The following is a 22,410-nucleotide window of genomic DNA, read 5'->3' as shown; positions in this document are numbered from 1 at the left end:
GGAGCGCGTTGGCTGAGACTAGTCGGAGGCCAACGCGCGTGGCATCCGAGAAAACCCCGAGGTGCGGGGATGAACGTTCCCGATCCCGGGATCAGGGAAGATCCCACGGCTCGAACTGCGTGCTCTCGGGATCGCGTGTCCAGCTTTCTCAGATGGCGGTGTACATCGCCGTGCCAAGCAGCAGCACCAGCACAAGGAGGCTGATGCTTGCCGCCGGCCACTGGCAAAGCACGTCGTTGCTTCTTTCGACGCTCCCGCCGAAGGCAAGGAAGCTCCGTCGGATAGGACCGACCAGCGTCATGATCGTCTTCCAGCCGGTCGAAGACGCAAACGGAGGCGGCCAGGGGCCGAGCAGGATCGCCAGCAGCGTGCCTCCCAGGACAGGCAAGAGCAATTTGGAAAACGTCCCGAGCTCGAGGAGGTCTGATGTCATGTCGGGCGGCACGGATAGGTATGAGGTCCAGGGCACGAGGCCGAGCAAGAGCGAACACAGCGCCAGGACAAGCGGGGCCGCGTCTCGCATGTATCGTGGGCGGCCAATCAAGGTGATCGGTTTGCCCGAGGCCGCGAGCGCATGAGCCAGCACCAGCACGACATAGGCGGCCGTCAACATCCCACCGGCATGGAGCACAATCGCCCACCACCATTGCCCGCTGTTCTCCGCCGCCTGGAGCAGCAGGTCCTTCGCCACGGAAGCGCCGCTTGGCGGTACGCCCATCAGCGCGATACCGCCGAGCGCAAAGGCCGTGACGCTCAAGGGCAGGGCTCGCGCAACACCGCACAGTCCTGTGATGCGATCGTGGCCCAGCGCCGCGTAGATCGACCCGACGGCCATGAACATTGCGGCCTTCGCGGTGGCATGCGAGATCGCCTGGAGCAGGCCGCCCGCCAACGCGTCGCCACGCTCGAGCCGGCCGGAGCCATCGAACGCCAGCGGAAACATCAGGAACAGATAGCCGATCTGGGCCAGGGTGGAGTAGGCAATCAGGAGCTTGAGACGCTCCTGTCGCAGCGCGACGATGCTCCCGAACACCATCGCCGCCGCTCCCAGCGTCGCGAGCAGCTGCGTGGCGGCGAAACCAGGCAGGGCAGGCATGACGTTGAACCAGAGCCGTACGACGACAAAGAAAGATCCCTTCACGACCAGGCCGGACAAAATCGCGCTGGCGGCCGCGGGTGCGCCAGCGTGGGCGGGCGGTAGCCAAAGGTGCAGCGGAAACAGCGCGGTCTTGGCCAGAAGGCCGGTTGTCATCAAAGCCGCCGCGACGATCGCGACAGGCTCCGCGCCGATGCGATGCGACAACAGCACGATGTCAAGCGTGCCATGGAGACCATAGATCAGTGCTGTGCCCACCAGATAGAGCACCGAACCGAGCAACGCGAAGAGCAGATAGCGCAATGCGGCTCGCAGCGTCTCCGCGCGACCGTCGAGCGAGACCAGCGGTACCGCGGCGAATGTCAGCAGTTCCAGGGCAACATAGAGGGTGAAGAGGTCCCCACCCAGGAAGATCGTGTTCAACGCCCCCCAGATCGCCAACAGCAAGATCCAGAAGGCGAATGGCGCACGGGTCTCAGTCGCCGTGACGGGGAAGTCGGCAGCGGCAAAGACAGCCACCGCGCAGATCACCACCGCGGTCGCCGCGAGCATCACCGCAGACAAACCGTCCGCGCGCAGCGCCACCCCCAACGGCGGCGGCCAGGCGCCGAGCAGGTAAACCAGCGGGCCCGCGCCCTGCGGCAGCGCGATGAGAATCGCCACCGCAATTGCCAGCCCAAGCGGGATCGTCGCGTAGACGACCGGCCTGATGTATCGGCTGCCCAGAACGAAGGCCAGCAAAATGCCCATGATCGGCACGGCGATCGACAGCACCAGCAGGAATCCGCTCGGGGTTGTTGTCGCGGCCAGCGCCGGGGCGGGGGGCAGCATCAGCCACCCGACGGATCTGGGCCATCGCCCGGCGATGTGCGACCGCTCAGCGTCGTGGAGCCGGTCGTCTGGAACAGCCGCAGCAGGAGCGCAATCGCCAAGGCCGTTGCGGAAAACGCGACGACGACGCCGGTAATCACCAGTGCCTGCGGCACCGGGTCGTTGCCCATTCCTGCCGCTGCACCCCGCCGTCCAACGACGCCGAACAGGAGGAATATGCCGCTGCCGAGCAGATTGAAGGCGATGATCTTGCGAAGAGGCTGCGGATTCGTGATCAGACCGTAGAGCCCAAGTCCGACCGCAGCAGCGGCGCACAATCCGAACACCGTCACCCCGCTCATGGCTTGGCGCTCCGTTCCGGTGCGCCCGCGAGCAGCAGGCCAAGGGTCGCCGCGATCGTCAGGACCATCGCGACCTCGATACCCAGTATCAGTGGCTTGGCCAGCGCCGGCGGATAAGAAAGGAATGCGGCGCCAAACAGAAGGCCTGCGAGGCCGACGACAAGGAACAGGCCGGGTCCGGCAACCAGAAGGACCCGTACCGATCGACGGCTCACCGGTGGCGTGTCCGCCAACCCGGCCATGATGGCCAGCAGCCACATCGACGCGAGAATCGCACCGCCCTGAAAAGCTCCGCCGGGATGGTCGGCGCCAGTCCAGAGGACATAGGTCCCGACGACAATGCCAACCGGCGGCAACAGTCGCGCGAGAAAGGCGAGAACGCCGCGCGGATCAGCCCGGTGGCGCGGCCCCGGACGCCCGCCCCAGGCACTGTCAGGTGCAAGCGACCAGACGCCGATGATCGCCAGCAACAGCACGACCTTCTCGAGCATGGTATCCATGGCGCGGAACGCCATGAGCACGTTGGTGACGGGGTTGGACAGGCTTGTCGCCCAGGCATTTGCCGCAGCAGCCGGCGCAAGCGTCGGAGCGGGATCGGGCAGCAGCAGAACCGCGCCAGCCAGCGCCGTGGCGGTCAGCACCGACAGTGCCGCCGCGCTCACGCGCACGACTTGACCGGGCGTTTCCGCCGCCACCAGGTCGGCATCCCGTAACCGCGCCGCCGCACCCAACAGCAACACACCACCGAGCCCTCCGCCGATCGCGGCTTCAGTCAGCGCGACGTCGACGGCGTCGAGGCGCACCCAGATGAGTGCGACCAGCAGTCCATAAGCGACGAAACCGACCGTCGCCGAAAAGGTTTCGCGCACGACAATCGTCCGGATGCCGAGACCCAGCACGACCGCGGCGAGCACGATCTCGAAGATCGTCGCGACGCTCATCTGGTCGATCCGCCAAGGCGCGCGGTACGCGCGATCAGTTGCGAGACCGTCGCGCCCGCGAGCAGCCCGAGCAGCCAGATGCTGACCAGCTTCAACCCGTCGCGAACACTTCCTGCTTGCGGAAGCAATCCGAGCACGACCAGGCCGAGGCCGAGATTGTCCGCCTTGGTGAGCGCGTGCAGACGCGTCAGCGTATCGGGGAAGCGAAGGAGGCCGACCGTGCCCGCCAGAAAGAAGAACGCGCCCGCCGACACTGCTGCAATCGTCATCATGTCGCGTACAAGGCTCATTCGTCCTCCGTTGATGCGGTCCCATCGGTTTCGAGGCGGGAAAGCCCCTTCTTGACGAACGCGATCGAAGCGAAGGTGGCGAGGAGTGCCAATGTCAACGCCACGTCGATAGCCGCGGGGACGTCCGCTACGGTGCCGAGCAGCAGCAGCGTTGCGATACCTCCGGTCCCGATCAGCTGCGTCGCCATCATGCGGTCGGCGTCTCCGGGACCACGCAGGATTGACACCAGCCCCAGCGCCAGCACTGCCAGAATGAAGCCGACCGCGGCGGTCAGGAACTCAGTCATTGTAAAGTGCGCGAACCAGGGCCGCTTCCTCTTCGGCAAGTTCAGCGACCACCGGCTGATCGACGTCGAGACAGTGATAGAGGAGATGCGCGTCGTCCTCCCCGGCCGGCACGGTGCCTGGCAGCAGGCTGGTGAGCGTTGCGAACACGTTGCGCCGCAGGCCGCGTGGAAGACCGGTCGGATAAGCGACAAATCCCGGCCGCAGCGGCAACCGGGGATCGAGTGCGCGCCTTGCGACATCCGCTCCGGCAACGACGGAGTGGAACAGGAAGAGCAAGGCCAGCCGGGAGATGGCACCAAGCGAGCGCCGCGAGGTGCCAGGCTCCAGCAATCGCAGGCTCGTCCAGGTTGCCGCGGCCACAGCGACGGCTGCGGCAGGAATGTCATCGAGAGCGGCACCGGCAAGCACGAGCCAGAGACCAAGAAACCATGCCGCTCGGGAAGCCGCGCTCCACCAGGAGGCTCCGGCTATGACGTTCGCACGCCCGTCTCTCCCTGAGTATCCTCTCACGTTGGAGTCCTCGATCGGCAGCAGGTTACGTTGCCGCCTTCTGCGGCGTTTGGAAAAGCCGGCCTTGGGCATCGACTTGGGCATTGTGAGGCGGGACTTCGGCGGCGCCGCCGCATTCGGCATCGGCAGCCGGGACGCGTCGAAGCGCGAGCTGGCGTAACGATACAACAGCATCCAGAGTGGTTCGAATGGCGTCCACGAGCGCATCGTTCGACGCCATCGCTTTGGATGGGCCCTCGCGACCCTGCCACGCAACTAGCGCGAGTCCTGTCGGGGGAAGCAAGTGCCGCCCCTGCCGCTCCGGGACGCACGGCACTGATCCTCAGTGGAGTACTTGCAGCTCACCATCCCCTTGAACTTGGAGCACCATTGGTTTTGCTGGGCTTGCGCCGGTGTCGCCAATGGCACGATGGTCAGCATTCCAACGATCGCGGATGCAACTAGGATGAATCGTCGCATTTGAAAGCCCTCACGGTTCAGCCCGATCGCCGACACCTTGAGCGCGAGTTTTCGGATCGACCGGGGCGGTCCTGTGAAGCGCCGGTCCAGCGCGACGGCATCGCCGCGCTTGATTGCTTCACTTGAGGGGAGAACCGTGCGCTCTCGATGAGACCGGCGATATTGGGTGATTGCCTGATCGGGCTTGAGGAATTCCCTAGTGCGCTGTCGAACGCCTCGTTCACGCATCGGGCAGGGGGCCTGCGTCCGTGCTCCGCGGCCACCGCGATTGCATCCGGCCGTACCGGGTAGATTTACCGATGTGTGCGGCCGGCCCGTTGGGCAAAAATGCTAAGGGCGATACCGGGACATCGCAACCTCGGAAAAGGCTGACCCGCCCGGCGACATGTCCGGAACCTGAAGGGCTCATGGTTATGCGCGGCCGCCGAACGACACCTCGGCCAGTCTTTGCGTTGACGCTGGCTGTGTCCTCGCTGATCCTGGCGGCGTGTGGGCGTGAAGCGGAAACGAAAGACGCGCCTCCGCCGCGTCCGGTCCGGACCGCGACGGTCGAGAAACGCGAAGCGCGGACGCCGCTGTCCTTCACTGGCCGCATCGAGGCCGAGGACGAGGTGAGTGTCGCGTTCCGGATCTCCGGCCGCCTGATCGCGAACGACACCAAGCTCGGCGATCGGGTCGAGGCCGGGCAACTCCTGGCGCAACTGGAGTCCCAGAACGAGTTGAACGCGCTCCGACAGGCGCAGGCGGCTCTCGCCGCCGCTCAAGGCCAGCTCACCCAGGCGCGCAATCACTTCGATCGCCAGCAAACGCTGCTCGCACAGGGGTGGACCACACGCGCCACTTTCGAGGCCGCGACCCAGGCACAGCAGACCGCCCAGTCCCAGGTGGATGCGGCCGAGGCCCAGTTGAGCGCCGCGCACGACCAGGTCAGCTTCACCGAGCTCCGGGCCGACGCACCAGGCAAGATCACAGCGACGGGTCCTGCGGCCGGCGAAGTCGTCCAGGCCGGACAAATGATAGCGCGGATTGCGCGGCAGGATGGGCGCGACGCGGTCTTCGACGTGCCCGCTCAATTGGTCAGAAACGCCGGCCCCGATCAGCAGGTCACCGTTAGTCTTACGGATGATCCGGCGGTGACAGCGCAGGGGCGCATCCGGCAGGTTGCCGCACAGGCCGACCCGATCACCCGCACCTTCGAAGTCAAGGTCGGCCTGACGGATCCGCCTCCCGCGATGCGGCTCGGTGCCACCGTGGTCGGGCGCGTCGAGACGAGTGCCGGGCCGATGATCGACATTCCGGCAGCCGCGCTCACCAGGATGAATCAACAGCCGGCCGTCTGGGTCGTGGATCCATCGACCAACACCGTCTCGATCCGAAACGTCGACGTCATGCGGTTCGATCAGGCGCAGGTGCTCATCTCGCAAGGATTGGACGCCGGCGAAGTCGTCGTCACCGCAGGTGTTCAGGCGCTTCATCCCGGCCAGAAGGTTCGGGTGCTCGGGGGAGGGCCATGATCGGACTCAACCTCTCCGAGTGGGTGCTCAGGCATCGCTCCCTTGTGGTCTACGTCATGATCGTTGCGATCGTCGCGGGGCTTCTGTCCTATTTCCGGCTTGGCCGCAACGAGGATCCTTCCTTCATTATCAAGACCATGGTCGTTCAGGCGGCATGGCCGGGCGCCACGGCCGAAGAAACCATGAAGCAGGTGACCGAGCGGCTCGAGCGCCGATTGCAGGAGACCCCGCATCTGGATTTCCTGCGCAGCTTCACCCGCGCGGGTCTCACGACGATCTTCGTGAACCTGAAGGGAAGTGCCAGCGCCAAGGAGGTCTCCGATACCTGGTATCAGGTGCGGAAAATTGTCGGCGATATGCGTCACACGCTGCCCGCGGGCGTTGTCGGACCGGGGTTCAATGACGATTTCGGCGATACGTTCGGCATCGTCTACGGCTTCACCAGCGATGGTTTCACCCAGCGCGAGCTGCGCGATCATGTCGAGGCGATCCGTTCGCAACTCCTGGGGGTGCCCGACGTTTCAAAGATCGAGCTCCTGGGCACGCAGGACGAGGTGATCTTCGTCGAATTCTCCAAGCAGGAGCTTGCGACCCTGGGAATCGATCGGACGGCTCTGATCGCCACCCTGCAGGCGCAAAACATCGTTCGGCCGGCCGGAACGATCGAGACCGGCACGGAGAGCATTTCGCTGCGGGTGTCGGGAGGTTTCCAGTCCGAACAGGACATTGCCAACGTCAACTTCGCCGCCGGTGGCCGCATGCTGCGCCTGAGCGATCTTGCGAAGGTGCGGCGTGGCTATGCCGATCCGCCACAACCGCTGTTCCGGATCAACGGGCAGCCGGCAATTGGGCTCGCGATTGCCATGCGGGACGGCGGCGACATCCTTGCGCTCGGCAGGAACATCAAGGACGCGATGGCGCGGATCACCGCGGACCTGCCGATCGGCATAGAGCCGAGTCTGGTCGCCGACCAGTCCATCGTGGTGAACAAGGCGATCGGCGAGTTCATGAGCTCCCTCGTGCAGGCGATCGCCATCATCCTCGCCGTGAGCTTCATCAGTCTCGGCTTCCGTCCGGGCCTCATCATTGCGCTCGCCATTCCGCTTACCCTTGCGATCGTATTTCCGATCATGGAAGTGGCCCGCATCGACATGCAGCGGATATCGCTGGGTGCGCTGATCATCGCGCTTGCGCTGATGGTCGACGACGCGATGACGACGACCGACGCCACGCTCAATCGGCTGGCGGAGGGCGACAGCAAGGTGGCGGCCGCCTCCTATGCATACCGAACCCACGCCTTTGCCATGCTGGCCGGCACGCTTGTGACGATCGCCGGCTTCATACCGGTCGGCTTTTCTGCAAGCTCGGCGAGCGAATACACGTTCTCGCTGTTTGCTGTGGTTGCGATCGCGCTGCTGGCGTCGTGGTTCGTTGCGGTCATTTTCGCACCGCTGCTGAGCGTCGTCATCGTTGTGGCCCCAAAGCAGACGGGCGCCGCTCCCGGCCGGATATTCCGGCTGTATCGGAACTTCCTGGTGCTGGCGATGCGGGCCAAATGGCTGACGATCATCGTGACGCTGGCGCTGTTCATCGCCTCCGTGATCGCGCTTCCGCTCATTCCGCAGCAGTTCTTTCCGCTGTCCGATCGGCCGGAGCTGCTCGTGGATATCAGCTTGCCGCAGAACGCGTCCATCTATGCGAGCGAAACCGCCGCCAAGCGCGTCGACAGGGTGCTGGCGGGCGATCCCGACGTTGAGCATTGGAGCACCTATGTGGGGCGCGGCGCCGTCCGCTTCTATCTGCCGCTCAGCGTGGAACTGCCGAACGACTTCTTCACGCAGGTGGTCGTCGTGGCCAGGGACGTTGCGGCTCGCGAGCGTCTGCATGCGAAACTGGAGCGAGTCCTGGCCGATCGGTTCCCGAACGCCGTCTCGTCCGTGTCCCCGCTTGGCCTCGGCCCCCCGGTCGGTTGGCCGCTACAATATCGCGTCAATGGTCCTGATGCGGAGCGGGTGCGTGACATCGCGCTCAAGGTCGCGCAGATCATGTCTGCCAATCCGAGCGCCAAGAGCGTGAATTTCGATTGGATGGAGCCCGATCGTCAGGTGCGCATTCGCGTGGACCAGGATGAAGCGCGCCTTCTCGGCCTCAGTTCGCAAGCGATTTCCGCAGTGCTGAATACCGTGGTCACCGGCTCGCCCGTCACGCAGGTGCGAGACGATATTTACCTGGTCAATGTTGTGGTGCGCGCGACGGATGAACAGCGCGTCTCACTCGCGACCTTGCGGACGCTGCAGGTGCCGCTGCCGGGCGGGCAGACTGTTCCGCTGAATCAGTTTGCCTCCTTCGAATACGACCAGGAATTTCCCCTGGTCTGGCGGCGGGACCGCGTTCCGACCCTGACGGTACGAGCCGCCATTTCCGACACGGTACTGCCGGAGACAATTGTGACGGCGTTGTCGCCTGCCATCGCCAGTCTGAGAAAGACGCTTCCGCCCTCGTACGACGTGGTGGTCGGTGGCGCGGTGGAAGAAAGCCAGAAATCGCAGGCTGCCGTCCTCGCCGTGGTGCCCGTGATGCTGGTCGTCATGCTCACGGTTCTGATGATCCAGTTGCACAGCTTTCCGCGCCTGTTGATGGTCGTGAGCGTGGCGCCGCTCGGTCTGATCGGTGTCGTGGCCGCGCTGCTGCTCTCGGGGCGGCCTTTGGGCTTCGTCGCTATCCTCGGTGTTCTCGCGCTGTTGGGCATGATCAGCAAGAATGCGGTGATCCTGATCGGTCAGATCGAAGTCGAGCGTGCACAGGGGAAAGGGCCCTGGGACGCTGCCGTGGACGCCAGCAGTTCCCGCTTCCGCCCGATCATGCTGACGGCCGTGTCGACCGTTCTCGGCATGATTCCGATTGCTCCGACCGTGTTTTGGGGCCCGATGGCCTTCTCCATCATGGGCGGCCTGCTGGTTGCGACCGTGCTGACACTGGTCCTGCTGCCGACATTGTACGTGACCTGGTTCGGGGACATGGAGCGGGCCGAGGCGTCCGCTCCATCATCGTCTTGAGTGGCCGTTTCCGGCGAGGGGAATCCCGATCCTCGACTAGGTAATCACCCGATATTCCGTGCGTCACCCGAGGCGCATGGTGCAGGTGCTGGGCAAGTCGACCGGCCAGGGTGTTGCCCACGCTCGCGCCGCGAGGTCTTACATGACTGGGACGCCATCCATCCAAAAGCTCTCGCTGTTCGCATTGACCGCGATGGTGGTCGGCTCGATGGTCGGCTCGGGCATCTTCTCGCTGCCGCGGACCTTCGGCATCGCCACAGGTCCATTCGGGGCGATCTTCGCCTGGTGCATTGCCGGCAGTGGCATGTACACCCTCGCACGGGTGTTCCAGGCATTGGCCGAGCGAAAGCCCGAACTCGACGCCGGTGTCTATGCCTATGCCAAGGAAGGATTTGGCGACTACCCCGGCTTCCTGTCGGCATTCGGATACTGGATCGGCAGTTGCATCGGCAACGTGTCCTATTGGGTGCTGATCAAGTCGACCTTGGGCGCGTTCTTTCCCGTCTTTGGGGATGGCAATACGGTGATCGCGATCATCGTCGCCTCGATCGGAATCTGGCTGTTCCACTTCATGATCCTGCGCGGCGTGCAGCAGGCAGCCGCGATCAACACCATCGTGACGATAGCGAAGATCGTGCCAATTCTGGTGTTCATCGTCATCCTGATCTTTGCGTTCAAGGCCGATCTGTTCCGCGCCAATTTCTGGGGCGGCGAAGGCATGCCGGACAAGGGCCTGTTCGAGCAGATCCGTGCCACCATGCTGGTCACGGTGTTTGTCTTCCTCGGCATCGAGGGCGCCAGCGTCTATTCCCGCTATGCCAAGGAACGCGCGCATGTTGGTGCCGCGACCCTGCTGGGGTTTGCGATCGTTACGAGCCTGATGGTGCTCGTGACCATGTTGCCATATGCCGCGCTCCCCCGCGCCGAGATCGCCGGCATGCGGCAGCCGTCCATGGCGACGGTATTGGAGGCGGTGGTCGGGCATTGGGGCGCGATCTTCGTCAGCGTCGGACTTCTGGTTTCGGTGTTAGGGGCTTATCTCGCCTGGTCGCTGATCTGCGCCGAGGTGCTCTCCGCCGCCGGCCGGACCAGGGATATGCCGGCCCTGTTCGGCACTGAGAATGCGAACAAGGTGCCGGCTGCGGCGCTCTGGCTCACCAACGTGATCGTCCAGCTCTTCGTCATCAGCACCTATTGGTCGCAGGACGCGTTCGCGCTGATGCTCAATCTGACGAGCGTGATGTCGCTGATTCCGTTCTTCCTCGTCGCCGCCTACGGGCTGCTGCTCGCCCGGCGGGGCGAGACCTATGAGAAGGCCGGTCGGGCCCGGCAGCGCGACATGATCTTTGCCGGCATCGCCGTCATCTATACGCTGTTCCTGATCTACGCCGCCGGAACCAAGTTCCTGCTGCTGTCCCTGATCCTCTACGCACCCGGCACGGCACTCTATTTCTGGGCGCGCATCGAACAGAAGGCGAGGGTCTTTACGCCGGTCGAGTGGGGCATCTTCATCGCAGCCGCCGTCGGCGCTGCTGTCGGAATCCACGGATTGGCCACCGGCTACATCACGATCTAGGCATGACAACCCTCAAGGGCAGTCCCATGGCAAAGCAGGCATCGCAATCCAGCAGTTCCTTCGGCGTTCATTCGGAAGTCGGCCAACTGCGCAAGGTCATGGTCTGCTCGCCCGGCCGCGCCCATCAGCGCCTTACCCCCTCCAATTGCGACACCTTGCTGTTCGATGACGTGCTGTGGGTCGATAACGCCAAACGTGATCACTTCGATTTTGTCCAGAAGATGCGGGACCGCGGCATCGACGTCGTCGAGATGCACAATTTGCTCACCGAGACGGTCGCGATCCCCGAGGCCAGGAAGTGGATTCTCGACAACCAGGTTGTTCCCAATCAGGTTGGTCTCGGCCTCGTCGACGAACTGCGCGCTTATCTGGAAAGCCTGAAGCCACGCGATCTGGCCGAAACGCTGATCGGGGGCATCTCGACGCACGACTTCCCGGACGCCCATGGCGGAGAGATGCTCAAGCTCGTCCGCGAGGCCGCGGGCATGACCGAGTATCTGCTGCCGCCGCTCCCCAACACGCTGTATACGCGAGACACGACCTGCTGGATCTACGGTGGGGTCACGCTGAATTCGCTCTATTGGCCGGCGCGGCATGAAGAGCCGATCCTCGCCACGGCCATCTACAAGTTCCATCCAGAGTTCGCCGGCAAGGTCAACGTCTGGTGGGGCGATCCGACCCAGGACCATGGCCTCGCCACGCTGGAGGGCGGCGACGTGATGCCGATCGGCAAGGGCAACGTCCTGATCGGGTTGAGCGAGCGCACCTCGCGGCAGGCGATCAGCCAGGTCGCCGCTGCCCTGTTCAAGAGGAAGGCGGCCGAGCGCGTGATCGTGGCGGCGATGCCGAAGCTCCGCGCCGCGATGCATCTCGATACCGTCTTTACCTTCGCGGACCGGGATTGCGTTCTGCTCTATCCCGATATCGTCAACAGCATCACGGCGTTCTCCTACCGGCCGGCCGACAATTCCGTCGGCCTTGAGCTGCGCAAGGACGACAAGCCGTTCGTGGAGGTTGTCGCCGAAGCGCTTGGCCTGAAGAAGCTGCGCGTCGTCGAGACCGGCGGCAACGCCTATATGCGCGAGCGGACGCAGTGGGACAGCGGCGCCAATCTTGTCTGTGCGTCCCCGGGTGTGGTGTTTGCCTATGACCGCAATACCTACACCAACACCTTGCTGCGCAAGGAAGGGATCGAGGTGATCACTATCGTCGGCGCAGAGCTGGGCCGGGGCCGGGGAGGCGGTCATTGCATGACCTGTCCGATCTCCAGGGACGCGGTGGATTATTAGGCGACCCGGGGGTCGTTCCGGCCCTGAAGGCAGCGCGCTCAGGCCGAGCGGAGTTCCGCCTGTTTGCTGGGCAGCGTCGGGGAGGTTTCGGGAAACGGCGATCGGCCGGTTCAATTACAGATTTCTTTTCTTATCACCAACACGCCACAATCGTCGCCCAATTTAAGGCGATTCCTGGTGTACGCAGAAGCCATCGGGGGATGCGATGCGTGGATCTGTAGCTCTGTTGCCGGCCGTTGGATTGCTTGGAGCAAGCACCGCGTGGGCAGCGGATGTTGATCTCACCGAGCTGAAGGCCAGCAGTCCCGTGCCATATTATTCCGCTCCGTCATGGAGCGTCGTCGGTTCCGTGGCGCCGACCTTCACTGACAATGCCTTGTTCAGCCGGGACAACCGCAAGTCGGATTTCTATTACGAGCCTGACGTGAGCGTCAGGCTGGATGGGAATCTGACAAACGACCTGTCGTACCGGCTCTATGCCCGCTCCCAATACGATGCCTTTGCGACCGAGAAGGACGGCAACGCCGCAGTGGCGCGAGTGGGAGCGCGCTTGACGGAGAATTGGGACGGCTGGCGCTTCTCTGCCATCTACGAGAATCGGTACGATTTCGACGGTGTCTACCGCGATCTCGCTTTCACATCTCACGACGTGATGGGCTCAGTGGCGCGCGACTTCCGCGTCAACAATTTGACATTGTCGCCGCTGTTGCTCTTGACCTACCGGTTTTCCGACCTTGCGGAAGCTCGCCGCTGGCGCTTCGACGCGGTGCTCGGCATCGAAGTCAAGCTCGACCCGAAATGGTCGATCGTGAGCACGCCATTGTTGGAAGCCTTCTGGTTCACGGACGGGCTGAACCGGGGGCGGCAGGATCAAATCTACTCAGCGGATGTCGGGTTGAGGTATAGTTTCGCCAGCAACGTGTCGATCACGACCAGTATATTGTACGAGGCGCGAACATCGAACGTTCCGGAGCGGCGGTACAGAGACCTCCGCATCGGTCCTCGACTTGATTTCGCCTTTTGAGAGATGCCTGCAACATGGATATGAGACCTCTGCTTGTGCTGATCGGAGCCGCCGTCGGAATGGTGGCGGCGTCGTCCGTCGCTGCGGAACCGCGCGACCGGATTGATAGAGGCCAGCGCCTCGATACCGATGCGCTCAGGGATGATATTGCCATAGACCGCCTTCGGGTGCCGTCTCATCCCCTGGTGATCGCGCCGCCACAGCAGCCCGTTTCTAACGCAAAGGGAAAAAAGAAGAAGACCGGCGCGACCGGCGATGGCAGCCGCTAGCGCACGGTCGCGCGTTGCCATTGAGCGGCTGCGGCGACGAGGGAACGGTGCCTCCGAGTCCCGGGTAACGTGTGACCGCGTGCCGGGAGCAGTGATTTGTCGCGTGCAAAAGCCGCCGCCCGCGAAAATCGTTTGAAGCATTTTTAGTATCTCTTGCATCGCATTCGATCGTCGCACGAGAACGGCGCTCCCCCCGGGGCGGTGAATTGCGCATCTTCGGATTTCGCCTCACGAATTCGAGATTTAGTTCCCGCTGGTTTACTACCTGATGGTGTTATGCGCCCAACGGTGTATAGTTGGGTGCACCAAGGGCGTGTCCGCTCATCCGGTTCTGGTATGAAGGCCGGCGGGGCGGCAAAGCAGTTCACGATATTGGATTCAATGTTGGGAGTTGCTTGAGAAGAGTGAGTGCGTACCGTGAAGTTGCATAGCGCTCCAGCCAGCGAGTCGAATCGAGCCAGTGTCGGCGAATGGCTGCGGATTGGTCTGGAAGAAGCGAGCGACCGGCGGTACTGGATGTTCGCGACCGATCTTCTTTTTGCAGTCCGACCCTCGCACCGACGGCGATTTGTGTACGAAGGGATAAACCCGGCGTTCGAATCCTGTCTTGGCATCTCGTCGGACGAAATCCGGGAGATGGACGTGTCGGCCTGTTTGGGCCGGGAAGACGCCGTCCCCGTCTGCGATGCCCTTCATGCCTGTCTCGCCGAAGGATCGGAGGTCAGAATTCGCCATAGCCTCGCGTTCGGCGGCCCGCGACGTGCGATCGAGACGGTCGTTGTTCCGGTCCGCGATGCCGCCACCGGCAGCATGGTCCGCCTGATCGGAAGTCATCGCGTCCTGCGCGAAGGCCCGATCAATGACACCGTTCAGGAGATCGTCGACGCGCGCATCAATGTCCAACTCATGTCGATTCAGGAGGACATCCAGCAAAGGATAGCATCGGATCTCCACGATTCGACCTGCCAGCATTTGATCGCAGCCAGCCTGGGCCTCATGCGAATCCGAGCCGATCTGGGCGACCCCGTCGGTGTCGAGCGGCTTTGCGACGACATCGACGTATCGATCGATGAAGCGCTCAGGGAGATCCGGACCTTTGCCTATCTGTTGCATCCCCAGGACCTGACGATCCACGGACTGAAAGCCACGATCGAGCAATATGCCAAGGGGTTCGCGGCGCGTACCTCGCTCCAGGTCAGCACCAGGATCGCGTCAGATGTGGGTCGATTGCCTTACGAGAAGCAGCGCTCGCTGCTGCGGGTCGTTCAGGAAGCCCTGACGAACGTCTTCCGTCATGCCAAGGCGACGGAAGTGGAGATCGTCCTTGCGGTATCGGACGGCAATGTCCGGCTGACGATCAGCGACGATGGTCGCGGCATGCCGATCGATCCGTCGAGATCCGGCGGCTTGGCAATATCGGCCGGCGTTGGAATTCCCGCAATGCGGGCGCGGCTGCAGCAGATCGGAGGCACGCTCGAGATCCGGTCCGGTCCTGGCATGCGGCGCTCGGGCACCGTGTTGTCCGCGGTGTTTCCGCACGATTTCGTCAACAACCGGCGCAGCCGGCAGAAGGTCACCTCGGTTATCCAGGCTCACTCAGGCATTCCCTGAAAGCAAAACACTGACCGGCCGGTGCGGGAGGAATTGGCGTCTGTCCAGCCTCGCACCGTGCAAACGACCTGGAGGTTCTGCCATGAAGCGGTTTCTTATCGCTGACGATCATGAAGCGGTGCGGTCGGGGCTGAGAGCGGTGTTGCAACAACGGGTCGACTGGGAGGTCGTCGCCGAGGCGAATGACGGCAGCAAAGCGGTTGCCGCGGCCATCAAGAGCCGACCCGACGTTGCGATCGTCGATTTTTCCATGCCGCGGATGACGGGCGTGGAGGTCGCACGGCGGATCAAGGATTATCCGCTGCAGACGGAGGTGCTGATCTTCACGGTGCACAACTCCGGTCTGCTCGCCCAACAGGCGTTCCAGGCCGGCGCCCGCGCGTTCCTGGTGAAGTCGGATGCAAACAAGCTGCTATTGGCGGCCGTTGAATCGCTTCTGGTGCACAAGCCGTTCTGCACCAGAAGCTGCGTGAATGAGCTGGATGCCGGATCGGGCGCCGATGTGGACAAGCACCAGGGGCTCACGCCCCGGGAACAGCTCGTCATCAAGCTGGTTGCGGAGGGCAACAGCAACAAGGGCATCAGCGCCATCCTGAACCTCAGCGTCAAGACGACCGAGGCGCACCGGGCCGCCGCGATGCGCAAGCTGGACGTGAATTCAACCGCGGGGCTGGTCCGCTACGCGGTTCGGGCGGGGCTTGTCGAGGCGTGAACCGCCAGCAGAATACCACGCCCATTTCGGTACATTCGCCGGAGGAATCTCGGGGTTTTGTGGGATAGCCCTTTGAGGGACGATCGGTATGATCGATCGACTTTCTGCTGGACCTCCCGACAGATCGGGGGCGTCCCTACGGGAACGACGCCGTGAAACGCATCGTGATTGCGGATGATCATGAGGTCGTACGTTCCGGGCTTCGTGCGATCGTTGACACGCGCTCCGATTGGATCGTCGCTGGAGAAGCGACCAATGGCGAGCAGGCCGTCGCATTGGTCGTGGAGACGCGGCCGGACATCGTGATCGTCGACTATTCCATGCCCCTCATGAACGGGCTGGAGGTCAGTCGTCGTCTCAAGTCGCTGCGTGTGCGTACGGAGGTGCTGATCCTGACGATGCACGAAAATGAGGAACTGCTGACCGAAGCGATCCTCGCAGGCGTTCGTGGGTTCCTTTTCAAGTCGGATGCCAGAAAACACCTGATTTCCGCCATCGAGGCGCTGCTCGACGGCAGGCCCTATTTCACCAGCGTCTTGCTGGAGAAACTGCTCCGCGATTATCAGGTCAACAAGCAGAACAAATCGAGCATGCTGCTGACCTCGCGCGAGCAGAGCGTGGTCCAATTGATCGCGGAAGGGCACACCAACAGGTCGATAAGCGCCGTATTGAAGCTTAGCGTGAAGACGGTGGAGACCCATCGCGCATCGGCCATGCGCAAGCTCGGGATGTCGTCGACAGCCGAGCTGGTTCGTTATGCGATTCGCAAGAAACTGGTTGCGCCTTAGAGCGATCGGCGCGGGGCTCACCCCATCATCTCCCTGACCATCGGCACCACCTTGCGCCCGTAGAGCTCGATGCTCCGCATCAGCTTCTCGTGGGGCAGGGGACCTGCCGAATATTTCAACTGGAAGCGCGCGATGCCAAGCGCCTTGGCGGTCGCGGCGATCTTGCGCGCCACGGTCTCCGGCGAGCCGACATAGAGCGAGCCGTGCTCGGCCTCATTGACGAACTCGTCGCGGCCCATCGGTGGCCAGCCGCGTTCCCTGCCGATGCGGTCGCGCATGGCCTTGTAGTCGGGCCACAGCTCCTCGCGCGCCTGCGCATCGGTCTCGGCGACGTAGCCCGGCGAATGCACGCCGATGGGCTTGGCCGGGCGGCCGAATTCCTTGAAGGCGCGGTGATAGAGATCGACGTAAGGCGCAAAGCGCGCGGGATCGCCGCCGATGATCGCGAGCATCAGCGGCAGGTCGTAATGCGCTGCGCGCACCACCGATTGCGGGCTGCCGCCGACGCCGATCCAGGTCTTGAGCTGGCCATGCTCGACAGGGGGATAGACGAGCTGGTCCTTCAGCGGCGGACGCAGCTTGCCCTCCCAGGTCACCGGCTTCTGCGCCAGCAGTGCCGTGAACAGGTCGAGCTTCTCCTCGAACAGCGCCTCGTAAGCCCGCAGGTCGAAGCCGAACAGCGGAAAGGATTCCGTGAAGGAGCCGCGGCCGAGGATCACCTCGGCGCGTCCGTTCGAGAGCGCGTCCAACGTCGCAAAGCGCTGGAACACGCGGATAGGGTCGTCCGAGCTCAGCACCGTCACGGCCGAGCCGAGATGGATGCGCTTGGTGCGCGCCGCAACGGCCGCGAGCACGGTCTCGGGCGAAGAGATCGCGAAATCGGCGCGGTGGTGCTCGCCAAGACCGATGAAGTCGAGACCGATCTCGTCGGCCAGCACCGCCTCGTCGACGACGTTGCGGATCACCTGCGCATGGGGAAGCATGGCGCCGGAGGCGTCCGTGGTGACGTCGCCAAAGGTATCCAGTCCGAATTCGAGCGGTGCGGTCATCGATCAGGTCTCTGTGGGGAGGATTCCCCGAGACTTAATAGATGGTCGCGGTGCGACAAGGCGGCTTTCGGAAATGCTCGGTTTCCGTTTGTTCTACCTACCGCCACATCCCGCGCATCCGCGCGCCGATGTCGATCTTCGGTCCTTGCGCCGCGGTGCGCGCGGCGCCTGCGGCGGCCTTCGGCCAGGCGGTGCGCTCGAACAGATGGACCAGCTGCTCCGGGATGAAGCGGGTGCGCGAGGCGTAGACGTGGCGGTCGCCCCGGGCGGCCTGGCCGTGGGTGAAGAAACGCTGCGGCACGACGAGGTGTAGATCGTCCTTGGCGCGGGTCATCGCGACATAGAGCAGGCGGCGCTCCTCCTCGAGCTCGGCSSTGGTGCCGGCGCCGAGATCCGACGGCATGCAGCCGTCGACGACGTTGAGCACGAACACCGACTTCCACTCCTGGCCCTTGGCGGAATGGATGGTGGAGAGGATCAGATAATCCTCGTCGCGCAAGGGAGGCCCGGATTTGTCGCTGGTCGCGTCGGGCGGATCGAGCGTGAGCTCGGTCAGGAATTTCTCGCGCGAAGCGTAGCCGCTCGCGATCTGCTCGAGCTGCATGAGATCGGCGCGCCGCGTCTCGGAATCCTCGTGGATGCGGTCGAGATGCGGCTCATACCACAGCCGCACGCGTTCGAGATCGGCCGGCCATTCCGAATAGCGCAGGTTTTCGATCGTGCGGACGAAGTCGGTCCAGTCGGCGCCGCTGCGCGGCGGCACCGGGAGCAGGCCGAGCGCGGCCATCGGATCGGTACTCTCCGCCATCTGGTCGAGCACGCGCTGCGCGGTTGCGGGGCCGATGCCCGGCAGCAGGTGCAGGATGCGGAAGCCTGCGACGCGGTCGCGCGGGTTTTCGGCGAACCGCAGCAGCGCCAGCACGTCCTTGACGTGGGCCGCGTCGAGGAATTTCAGCCCGCCGAACTTCACGAAGGGGATGTTGCGGCGCGTGAGCTCGATCTCCAGCGGCCCGGAATGCGAGGACGTTCGGAACAGCACCGCCTGGTGCTTCAGAAGCGCGCCTTGCTCGCGGTTCGCCAGCACCTCCTCGACGATGTAACGGGCCTGATCGGCCTCGTCGCGCACGGTCACGAGTTGCGGCTTCTGCGTGGAATTGCGGTCGGTCCAGAGGTTCTTGGTGAAGCGCTCGCGGGCCAGCCCGATGACGCCGTTGGCTGCCGCCAGCACGGTCTGCGTCGAGCGGTAATTGCGGTCGAGCGTGATGAGCTCGGCGCGCGGCGAAAAGCTTTGCGGAAAATCCAGGATGTTGCGCACGGTCGCGGCGCGGAACGAGTAGATCGACTGGGCGTCGTCACCGACCACGGTGAGGCCGCGTCCGTCGGGCTTCAGCGCCAGCAGGATCGAGGATTGCAGGCGGTTGGTGTCCTGATATTCGTCGACCAGGACGTGATCGAAGCGGCCGCCGATCTCTTCGGCGATGAGCCCGTCGCTCATCATCTGCGACCAGTAGAGCAGGAGGTCGTCGTAGTCGAGCACGTGCTGGGCCTGCTTGGCCTCGACATAGGCCGCGAACAGGCCCTTCAGCTCGGCGGCCCAGCCCGCGCACCAGGGATAATGCTGGCCGAGCACCTTCTCGATCTCCATCTCGGCATTGACGCAGCGCGAGTAGATCGAAAGACAGGTGCCCTTGGCCGGAAAGCGGCTCGCGGTCTTCGACAGGCCGCGCTCGTGCCGGACCAGGTTCATCAGGTCGGCGGAATCCTCGCGGTCATGGATGGTGAAGGAGGGGTCGACGCCGATCCGCTCGGCATATTCGCGCAACAGGCGCGCGCCGATGCCGTGGAAGGTGCCGGCCCAGCCCAAGGCGTCGCGCATGATCGCGGCGTTGTTCTCGCCCAGCACCTTTCGGGCGATGCGCTCGACCCGCCCGGCCATCTCGGCCGCGGCGCGGCGGGAAAACGTCATCAAGAGGATGCGGCGTGGATCGGCGCCCGCGACGATCAGGTGCGCGACGCGATGGGCCAGCGTGTTGGTCTTGCCGGAGCCCGCGCCGGCGATGACGAGCAGGGGGCCGCCCACGGTCGCGCCGTCGGCCACGCCATGTTCGACGGCGCGGCGCTGCTCCGCATTGAGCGTGTCCAGATATGTCGCCACGAATCGCCCCGGTGAAACGGCAAGAGTCGGCGATCTCGGCGCGAATCGCAATGCGGCTGGACGGAACCGGGTTTAGGACTTAGGGGAAGGGGGACCGTTGGTTCCAGCGCGCAGCCTCCAGCAATGACCGAGCTCAAGCCCGACCAGTTCGAGATGCGGCGGCTGGAGTCGCTCAGCAACACCATCTTTGGTGTCGCCATGACGCTCCTGGCCTACGACCTGCCCAAGGCCGCCGTCTTCACCAGCGCCCCCGGCTGGAGCGATCTCGCCCACGTCTATTCCGGCAAGCTTGCCGGCTTTGCGCTCAGCTTCATCATCGCCGGCGTGTTCTGGATCAGCCATCACCGGCGGCTGGCGCGCCMGCCGGTGGGCAGCCGCGGCGCGGTGATCCTCAATCTGTTCTTCCTGCTCTCGATCGTGCTGCTGCCGGTGACCAACGGCCTCTACACCAATTACAGCATGAGCAGCGCGGTCGCCGTGCTCTACGGCCTGCACCTGACCGCGATCGCCGGCCTCAATGCCTGGCTGTGGTGGACGATTCTAGGCGGCTGGCGCCACGAAATCATGGCCTCGCTGTTTCCGCTGCTGGTGTTCATTCCAGGCACGATCGTGGCGGCATTCGCGCCGCATATCGCGCCCTTCGTGTGGTTCATCGCCTTCGGCGGGCTCGTGATCCAGCGCTTCTATGCCGCGCCGACCGTGGCGGACACGTAGGCGGCGGCTCACCCTCGTGTCGCGCCAAACCCGTCGGCCGGCACGTAAAGCTTGACCGGGCGGATTTCGTAGACCGCTGTCGGATTGACCTGACGCAGCTTCCGCGCCGCTGCGAGCGCCTCGTCATCCGTGGCGCAGTTGACGAGGTGGAAGCCCAGAAGCTGCTCCTTGGTCTCGGCAAACGGGCCGTCGAGCACCATGCCGGCGCCGGGGCCGCGCAAGGTGCGGGCCTTTCGGGTCTCGTCCAGGCGCGCGGCCGGCCCAAGCAGTCCGCTGGCCCTCATGGGTTCCTGAACCTCGATGACTTTGGCCACGACCGCGGCGTCCTCTTGCGGCGTCCAGGACAAGATCTCGTCTTCCACGTGGTAGGCCAGGATGGCGTAAAGCATCGTCACCTCGCTTGCTTTGGGGGCTCGCAGCCCGAAGGACGTATCACGGCCGCCGAACCTGACAAGCCCGAGACTACAGTATTGCGTCAGGGAGTGCGCGACGAAACCGTCCTGAAACCCGATTGCCGCCCTGCGACGTGAACGCCGCCCGAAGCCGACGCGACTGATGGCCACAACAACACTGAAGGCAATCGGAGGCGGTTATGTCGAGCATCAAGATCATCTGCGACGCGCGTCGTGCCGGCCAATCCGAGCCTGCCGATCTGCACGACCAGAGCGGCCATCATCGTTATTACGGCAGCTCAGTCGAGAATGGCGGCGAGCGCATCGTCGAAAGCCGCCGCGGCAAACGCCAGCGCGCGCCGAACGTCTGCGGCTTCTGAGCCTCGCATAGCCGGACAAGGAGCGACAATGAGCGTCTTGCAAGTTTCGATCGCCGGTCGCCGCCGTTGCAGTGTGGGAGCGGCTTCGCGCGATCTGACCGCGCCGCCGCGCGTCACGGCCCGTTCAGGACCTGCTTGATCAGGGTTGCTCGCAACCGGGCGAGTTCGCCGCTCGCTTCCATCTGCTCGATCACCCTTCCGACTTTCGGCACGAGATCGCGATGCCGTTCATGCAGGTAGTGGTAGATGCGGATGCGCTCGAGCGGCGGGGAGAGCGGGTAGATCCTGGCCTGGAGATTGAGTTTCCTCACCGCGACCAGCCCGCTGAAGAGGTCGGTGACCATCACGTCGAAGCGGTCGGCATCGAGCATCCTGATCATGTTTTCCAGGCTGGTGGTCGCCGTGACGCGGCTCATGCCGCGCGTGCCGGCTTCCGACGAGCCGACGCCGCGCACGATGCCGATGCTGTAGTCCTTGATCGAATTCCAGCCGGCGACGTCAAAATGCAGTTTCGTGGTGAAGACCGCGGGCTCGATGTAATTGATCGCAGGCGTCACTTGGATCAGCGCCGGGTAGTCGCGCGAGAGCGTTCCGATCCGCTGGATTTCGCCGTCGACCGCGCCGGCGCTCGACAGCGCGAGCGCCCGCTTGCCGGGGACGTCCTCGAATTCGAGCTCGATGTTCAACCTGGCATAGACCGCCCGCAGCATTTCGCCGCCGACATATTGATCCGGGATGTCGGCGATGCGCGCGAGCCGGATGACCGGCTGCGCCTGCGATGGACCGGCTGCGAGCAGCGACAGGCAGACGACGATTGTCCTCCACACGAGGCGTCTCCTTGCGCGTCCCTTGCTGCCACTGGATTCGGTGCCTGTGTGATCTACCGGAGGTAGCATTTTCGCCGGACCGCAACGAACACGGCTCGCCCGCCATGCGGGCGCCTCCGCACTTTAACCGATGTCATTCTAGCACGCGAAGTGGTAGTTTGCCCGGCAATCCTGCTGCTGGGCGCCAGATATGACCCCGCCGAACTCAAGCCGCCCATGGGCCGACAGGATCGCTGCGCGCATCGCGCGCTGAGGGAGAATTTCAACCGCCGAATTTGCTCGAGGCTGCGACCCGCAT

22 protein-coding genes are annotated in these 22,410 nt (G+C 64.0%); 11 read left to right on the top strand and 11 right to left on the bottom strand.

The features are described 5' to 3' along the window. Positions 1–148: 148 nt before the first annotated feature. The 7 genes from ACXJMY_RS29145 to ACXJMY_RS29115 are packed head-to-tail and all read right to left on the bottom strand — an operon-like array spanning position 149 to position 4,756. Entirely contained in the window at positions 149–1,927 is a 1,779-nt protein-coding gene (locus tag ACXJMY_RS29145; protein WP_456622793.1) for a complex I subunit 5 family protein, read from the bottom strand. Then, positions 1,927–2,268: an NADH-quinone oxidoreductase subunit K gene (locus tag ACXJMY_RS29140; RefSeq protein ID WP_456622792.1), complete on the bottom strand. Its 342-nt coding sequence runs from the start codon at positions 2,266–2,268 to the stop codon at positions 1,927–1,929. The genes ACXJMY_RS29145 and ACXJMY_RS29140 overlap by 1 nt, the downstream gene beginning before the upstream one ends. Beyond that, a complete protein-coding gene (locus tag ACXJMY_RS29135) occupies positions 2,265–3,209 on the bottom strand; it encodes an MnhB domain-containing protein (protein WP_456622791.1) in 945 nt (314 codons plus the stop codon). Before ACXJMY_RS29135 ends, ACXJMY_RS29140 begins: the two co-directional genes overlap by 4 nt. Further along, entirely contained in the window at positions 3,206–3,499 is a 294-nt protein-coding gene (locus tag ACXJMY_RS29130) for a monovalent cation/H(+) antiporter subunit G (RefSeq protein WP_456622790.1), read from the bottom strand. Before ACXJMY_RS29130 ends, ACXJMY_RS29135 begins: the two co-directional genes overlap by 4 nt. Then, positions 3,496–3,786: a monovalent cation/H+ antiporter complex subunit F gene (locus ACXJMY_RS29125; RefSeq protein ID WP_456622789.1), complete on the bottom strand. Its 291-nt coding sequence runs from the start codon at positions 3,784–3,786 to the stop codon at positions 3,496–3,498. The genes ACXJMY_RS29130 and ACXJMY_RS29125 overlap by 4 nt, the downstream gene beginning before the upstream one ends. Continuing rightward, on the bottom strand, positions 3,779–4,504 hold the full coding sequence (locus ACXJMY_RS29120; RefSeq protein WP_456622788.1) for a Na+/H+ antiporter subunit E: 726 nt from the start codon (positions 4,502–4,504) through the stop codon (positions 3,779–3,781). The genes ACXJMY_RS29125 and ACXJMY_RS29120 overlap by 8 nt, the downstream gene beginning before the upstream one ends. A gap of 48 nt (positions 4,505–4,552) precedes the next feature. Continuing rightward, positions 4,553–4,756, bottom strand: coding sequence for a DUF3551 domain-containing protein (locus ACXJMY_RS29115; RefSeq protein ID WP_456622815.1), 204 nt, complete (start codon positions 4,754–4,756; stop codon positions 4,553–4,555). 413 nt (positions 4,757–5,169) lie between these two features. On the opposite strand from ACXJMY_RS29115, the gene ACXJMY_RS29110 reads away from it, so the two are divergent. The 9 genes from ACXJMY_RS29110 (at position 5,170) to ACXJMY_RS29070 (ending at position 16,595) form a co-directional block, all read left to right on the top strand. After that, on the top strand, positions 5,170–6,270 hold the full coding sequence (locus ACXJMY_RS29110) for an efflux RND transporter periplasmic adaptor subunit (RefSeq protein ID WP_456622814.1): 1,101 nt from the start codon (positions 5,170–5,172) through the stop codon (positions 6,268–6,270). After that, positions 6,267–9,326, top strand: a complete 3,060-nt coding sequence (locus ACXJMY_RS29105) for an efflux RND transporter permease subunit (protein WP_456622787.1) — start codon at positions 6,267–6,269, stop codon at positions 9,324–9,326. Before ACXJMY_RS29110 ends, ACXJMY_RS29105 begins: the two co-directional genes overlap by 4 nt. A gap of 142 nt (positions 9,327–9,468) precedes the next feature. After that, positions 9,469–10,902: a basic amino acid/polyamine antiporter gene (locus ACXJMY_RS29100; protein WP_456622786.1), complete on the top strand. Its 1,434-nt coding sequence runs from the start codon at positions 9,469–9,471 to the stop codon at positions 10,900–10,902. A gap of 26 nt (positions 10,903–10,928) precedes the next feature. Further along, a complete protein-coding gene (arcA, locus tag ACXJMY_RS29095; RefSeq protein WP_456622813.1) occupies positions 10,929–12,191 on the top strand; it encodes an arginine deiminase in 1,263 nt (420 codons plus the stop codon). 205 nt (positions 12,192–12,396) lie between these two features. Beyond that, entirely contained in the window at positions 12,397–13,215 is an 819-nt protein-coding gene (locus ACXJMY_RS29090) for an outer membrane beta-barrel protein (protein ID WP_456622785.1), read from the top strand. A gap of 14 nt (positions 13,216–13,229) precedes the next feature. Next, positions 13,230–13,484, top strand: coding sequence for a hypothetical protein (locus ACXJMY_RS29085; RefSeq protein ID WP_456622784.1), 255 nt, complete (start codon positions 13,230–13,232; stop codon positions 13,482–13,484). Positions 13,485–13,892: 408 nt separating this feature from the next. Next, positions 13,893–15,095 carry an ATP-binding protein gene (locus ACXJMY_RS29080; protein WP_456622783.1) on the top strand — a complete coding sequence of 401 codons (1,203 nt, stop codon included), beginning with the start codon at positions 13,893–13,895 and terminating at the stop codon, positions 15,093–15,095. An 82-nt stretch (positions 15,096–15,177) separates the two neighbouring features. Further along, positions 15,178–15,807 carry a response regulator gene (locus tag ACXJMY_RS29075; protein ID WP_456622782.1) on the top strand — a complete coding sequence of 210 codons (630 nt, stop codon included), beginning with the start codon at positions 15,178–15,180 and terminating at the stop codon, positions 15,805–15,807. A gap of 152 nt (positions 15,808–15,959) precedes the next feature. Further along, positions 15,960–16,595: a response regulator gene (locus ACXJMY_RS29070; RefSeq protein WP_456622781.1), complete on the top strand. Its 636-nt coding sequence runs from the start codon at positions 15,960–15,962 to the stop codon at positions 16,593–16,595. Positions 16,596–16,612: 17 nt separating this feature from the next. On the opposite strand, the gene ACXJMY_RS29065 is transcribed toward ACXJMY_RS29070, so the two are convergent. Then, positions 16,613–17,644, bottom strand: a complete 1,032-nt coding sequence (locus tag ACXJMY_RS29065; protein WP_456622780.1) for an LLM class flavin-dependent oxidoreductase — start codon at positions 17,642–17,644, stop codon at positions 16,613–16,615. A gap of 97 nt (positions 17,645–17,741) precedes the next feature. Continuing rightward, on the bottom strand, positions 17,742–19,799 hold the full coding sequence (locus ACXJMY_RS29060; RefSeq protein WP_456622779.1) for an ATP-dependent helicase: 2,058 nt from the start codon (positions 19,797–19,799) through the stop codon (positions 17,742–17,744). Between the two features lie 123 nt (positions 19,800–19,922). Here ACXJMY_RS29060 and ACXJMY_RS29055 point away from each other — a divergent pair, with 123 nt between their 5' ends. After that, positions 19,923–20,513, top strand: a complete 591-nt coding sequence (locus ACXJMY_RS29055) for a TMEM175 family protein (protein WP_456622778.1) — start codon at positions 19,923–19,925, stop codon at positions 20,511–20,513. 8 nt (positions 20,514–20,521) lie between these two features. Here the strand turns inward: ACXJMY_RS29055 and ACXJMY_RS29050 are convergent, their stop codons facing one another. After that, positions 20,522–20,902 (bottom strand): YciI family protein, encoded by a 381-nt coding sequence (locus ACXJMY_RS29050; protein ID WP_456622777.1) that lies wholly within the window; start codon positions 20,900–20,902, stop codon positions 20,522–20,524. 203 nt (positions 20,903–21,105) lie between these two features. Here ACXJMY_RS29050 and ACXJMY_RS29045 point away from each other — a divergent pair, with 203 nt between their 5' ends. Next, positions 21,106–21,285: a hypothetical protein gene (locus ACXJMY_RS29045; RefSeq protein ID WP_456622776.1), complete on the top strand. Its 180-nt coding sequence runs from the start codon at positions 21,106–21,108 to the stop codon at positions 21,283–21,285. Positions 21,286–21,398: 113 nt separating this feature from the next. Here the strand turns inward: ACXJMY_RS29045 and ACXJMY_RS29040 are convergent, their stop codons facing one another. Beyond that, complete coding sequence (locus tag ACXJMY_RS29040) at positions 21,399–22,112, bottom strand: substrate-binding periplasmic protein (protein ID WP_456622775.1); 714 nt, start codon at positions 22,110–22,112, stop codon at positions 21,399–21,401. Positions 22,113–22,410: the final 298 nt, after the last annotated feature.

This window comes from Bradyrhizobium sp. P5_C12 (assembly GCF_054049735.1).
Note: the sequence above shows the minus strand (reverse complement) of the source record. Positions and strands in the feature narration are given on the sequence as shown.

Coding starts and splice junctions, on each gene's coding strand:
- ACXJMY_RS29145 (WP_456622793.1), bottom strand. CDS start 1,927: ATGCTGCCCCCCGCCCCGGCGCTGGCCGCGACAACAACCCCGAGCGGA.
- ACXJMY_RS29140 (WP_456622792.1), bottom strand. CDS start 2,268: ATGAGCGGGGTGACGGTGTTCGGATTGTGCGCCGCTGCTGCGGTCGGA.
- ACXJMY_RS29135 (WP_456622791.1), bottom strand. CDS start 3,209: ATGAGCGTCGCGACGATCTTCGAGATCGTGCTCGCCGCGGTCGTGCTG.
- ACXJMY_RS29130 (WP_456622790.1), bottom strand. CDS start 3,499: ATGAGCCTTGTACGCGACATGATGACGATTGCAGCAGTGTCGGCGGGC.
- ACXJMY_RS29125 (WP_456622789.1), bottom strand. CDS start 3,786: ATGACTGAGTTCCTGACCGCCGCGGTCGGCTTCATTCTGGCAGTGCTG.
- ACXJMY_RS29120 (WP_456622788.1), bottom strand. CDS start 4,504: ATGCGCTCGTGGACGCCATTCGAACCACTCTGGATGCTGTTGTATCGT.
- ACXJMY_RS29115 (WP_456622815.1), bottom strand. CDS start 4,756: ATGCGACGATTCATCCTAGTTGCATCCGCGATCGTTGGAATGCTGACC.
- ACXJMY_RS29110 (WP_456622814.1), top strand. CDS start 5,170: ATGCGCGGCCGCCGAACGACACCTCGGCCAGTCTTTGCGTTGACGCTG.
- ACXJMY_RS29105 (WP_456622787.1), top strand. CDS start 6,267: ATGATCGGACTCAACCTCTCCGAGTGGGTGCTCAGGCATCGCTCCCTT.
- ACXJMY_RS29100 (WP_456622786.1), top strand. CDS start 9,469: ATGACTGGGACGCCATCCATCCAAAAGCTCTCGCTGTTCGCATTGACC.
- arcA (WP_456622813.1), top strand. CDS start 10,929: ATGGCAAAGCAGGCATCGCAATCCAGCAGTTCCTTCGGCGTTCATTCG.
- ACXJMY_RS29090 (WP_456622785.1), top strand. CDS start 12,397: ATGCGTGGATCTGTAGCTCTGTTGCCGGCCGTTGGATTGCTTGGAGCA.
- ACXJMY_RS29085 (WP_456622784.1), top strand. CDS start 13,230: ATGGATATGAGACCTCTGCTTGTGCTGATCGGAGCCGCCGTCGGAATG.
- ACXJMY_RS29075 (WP_456622782.1), top strand. CDS start 15,178: ATGAAGCGGTTTCTTATCGCTGACGATCATGAAGCGGTGCGGTCGGGG.
- ACXJMY_RS29065 (WP_456622780.1), bottom strand. CDS start 17,644: ATGACCGCACCGCTCGAATTCGGACTGGATACCTTTGGCGACGTCACC.
- ACXJMY_RS29050 (WP_456622777.1), bottom strand. CDS start 20,902: ATGCTTTACGCCATCCTGGCCTACCACGTGGAAGACGAGATCTTGTCC.
- ACXJMY_RS29045 (WP_456622776.1), top strand. CDS start 21,106: ATGTCGAGCATCAAGATCATCTGCGACGCGCGTCGTGCCGGCCAATCC.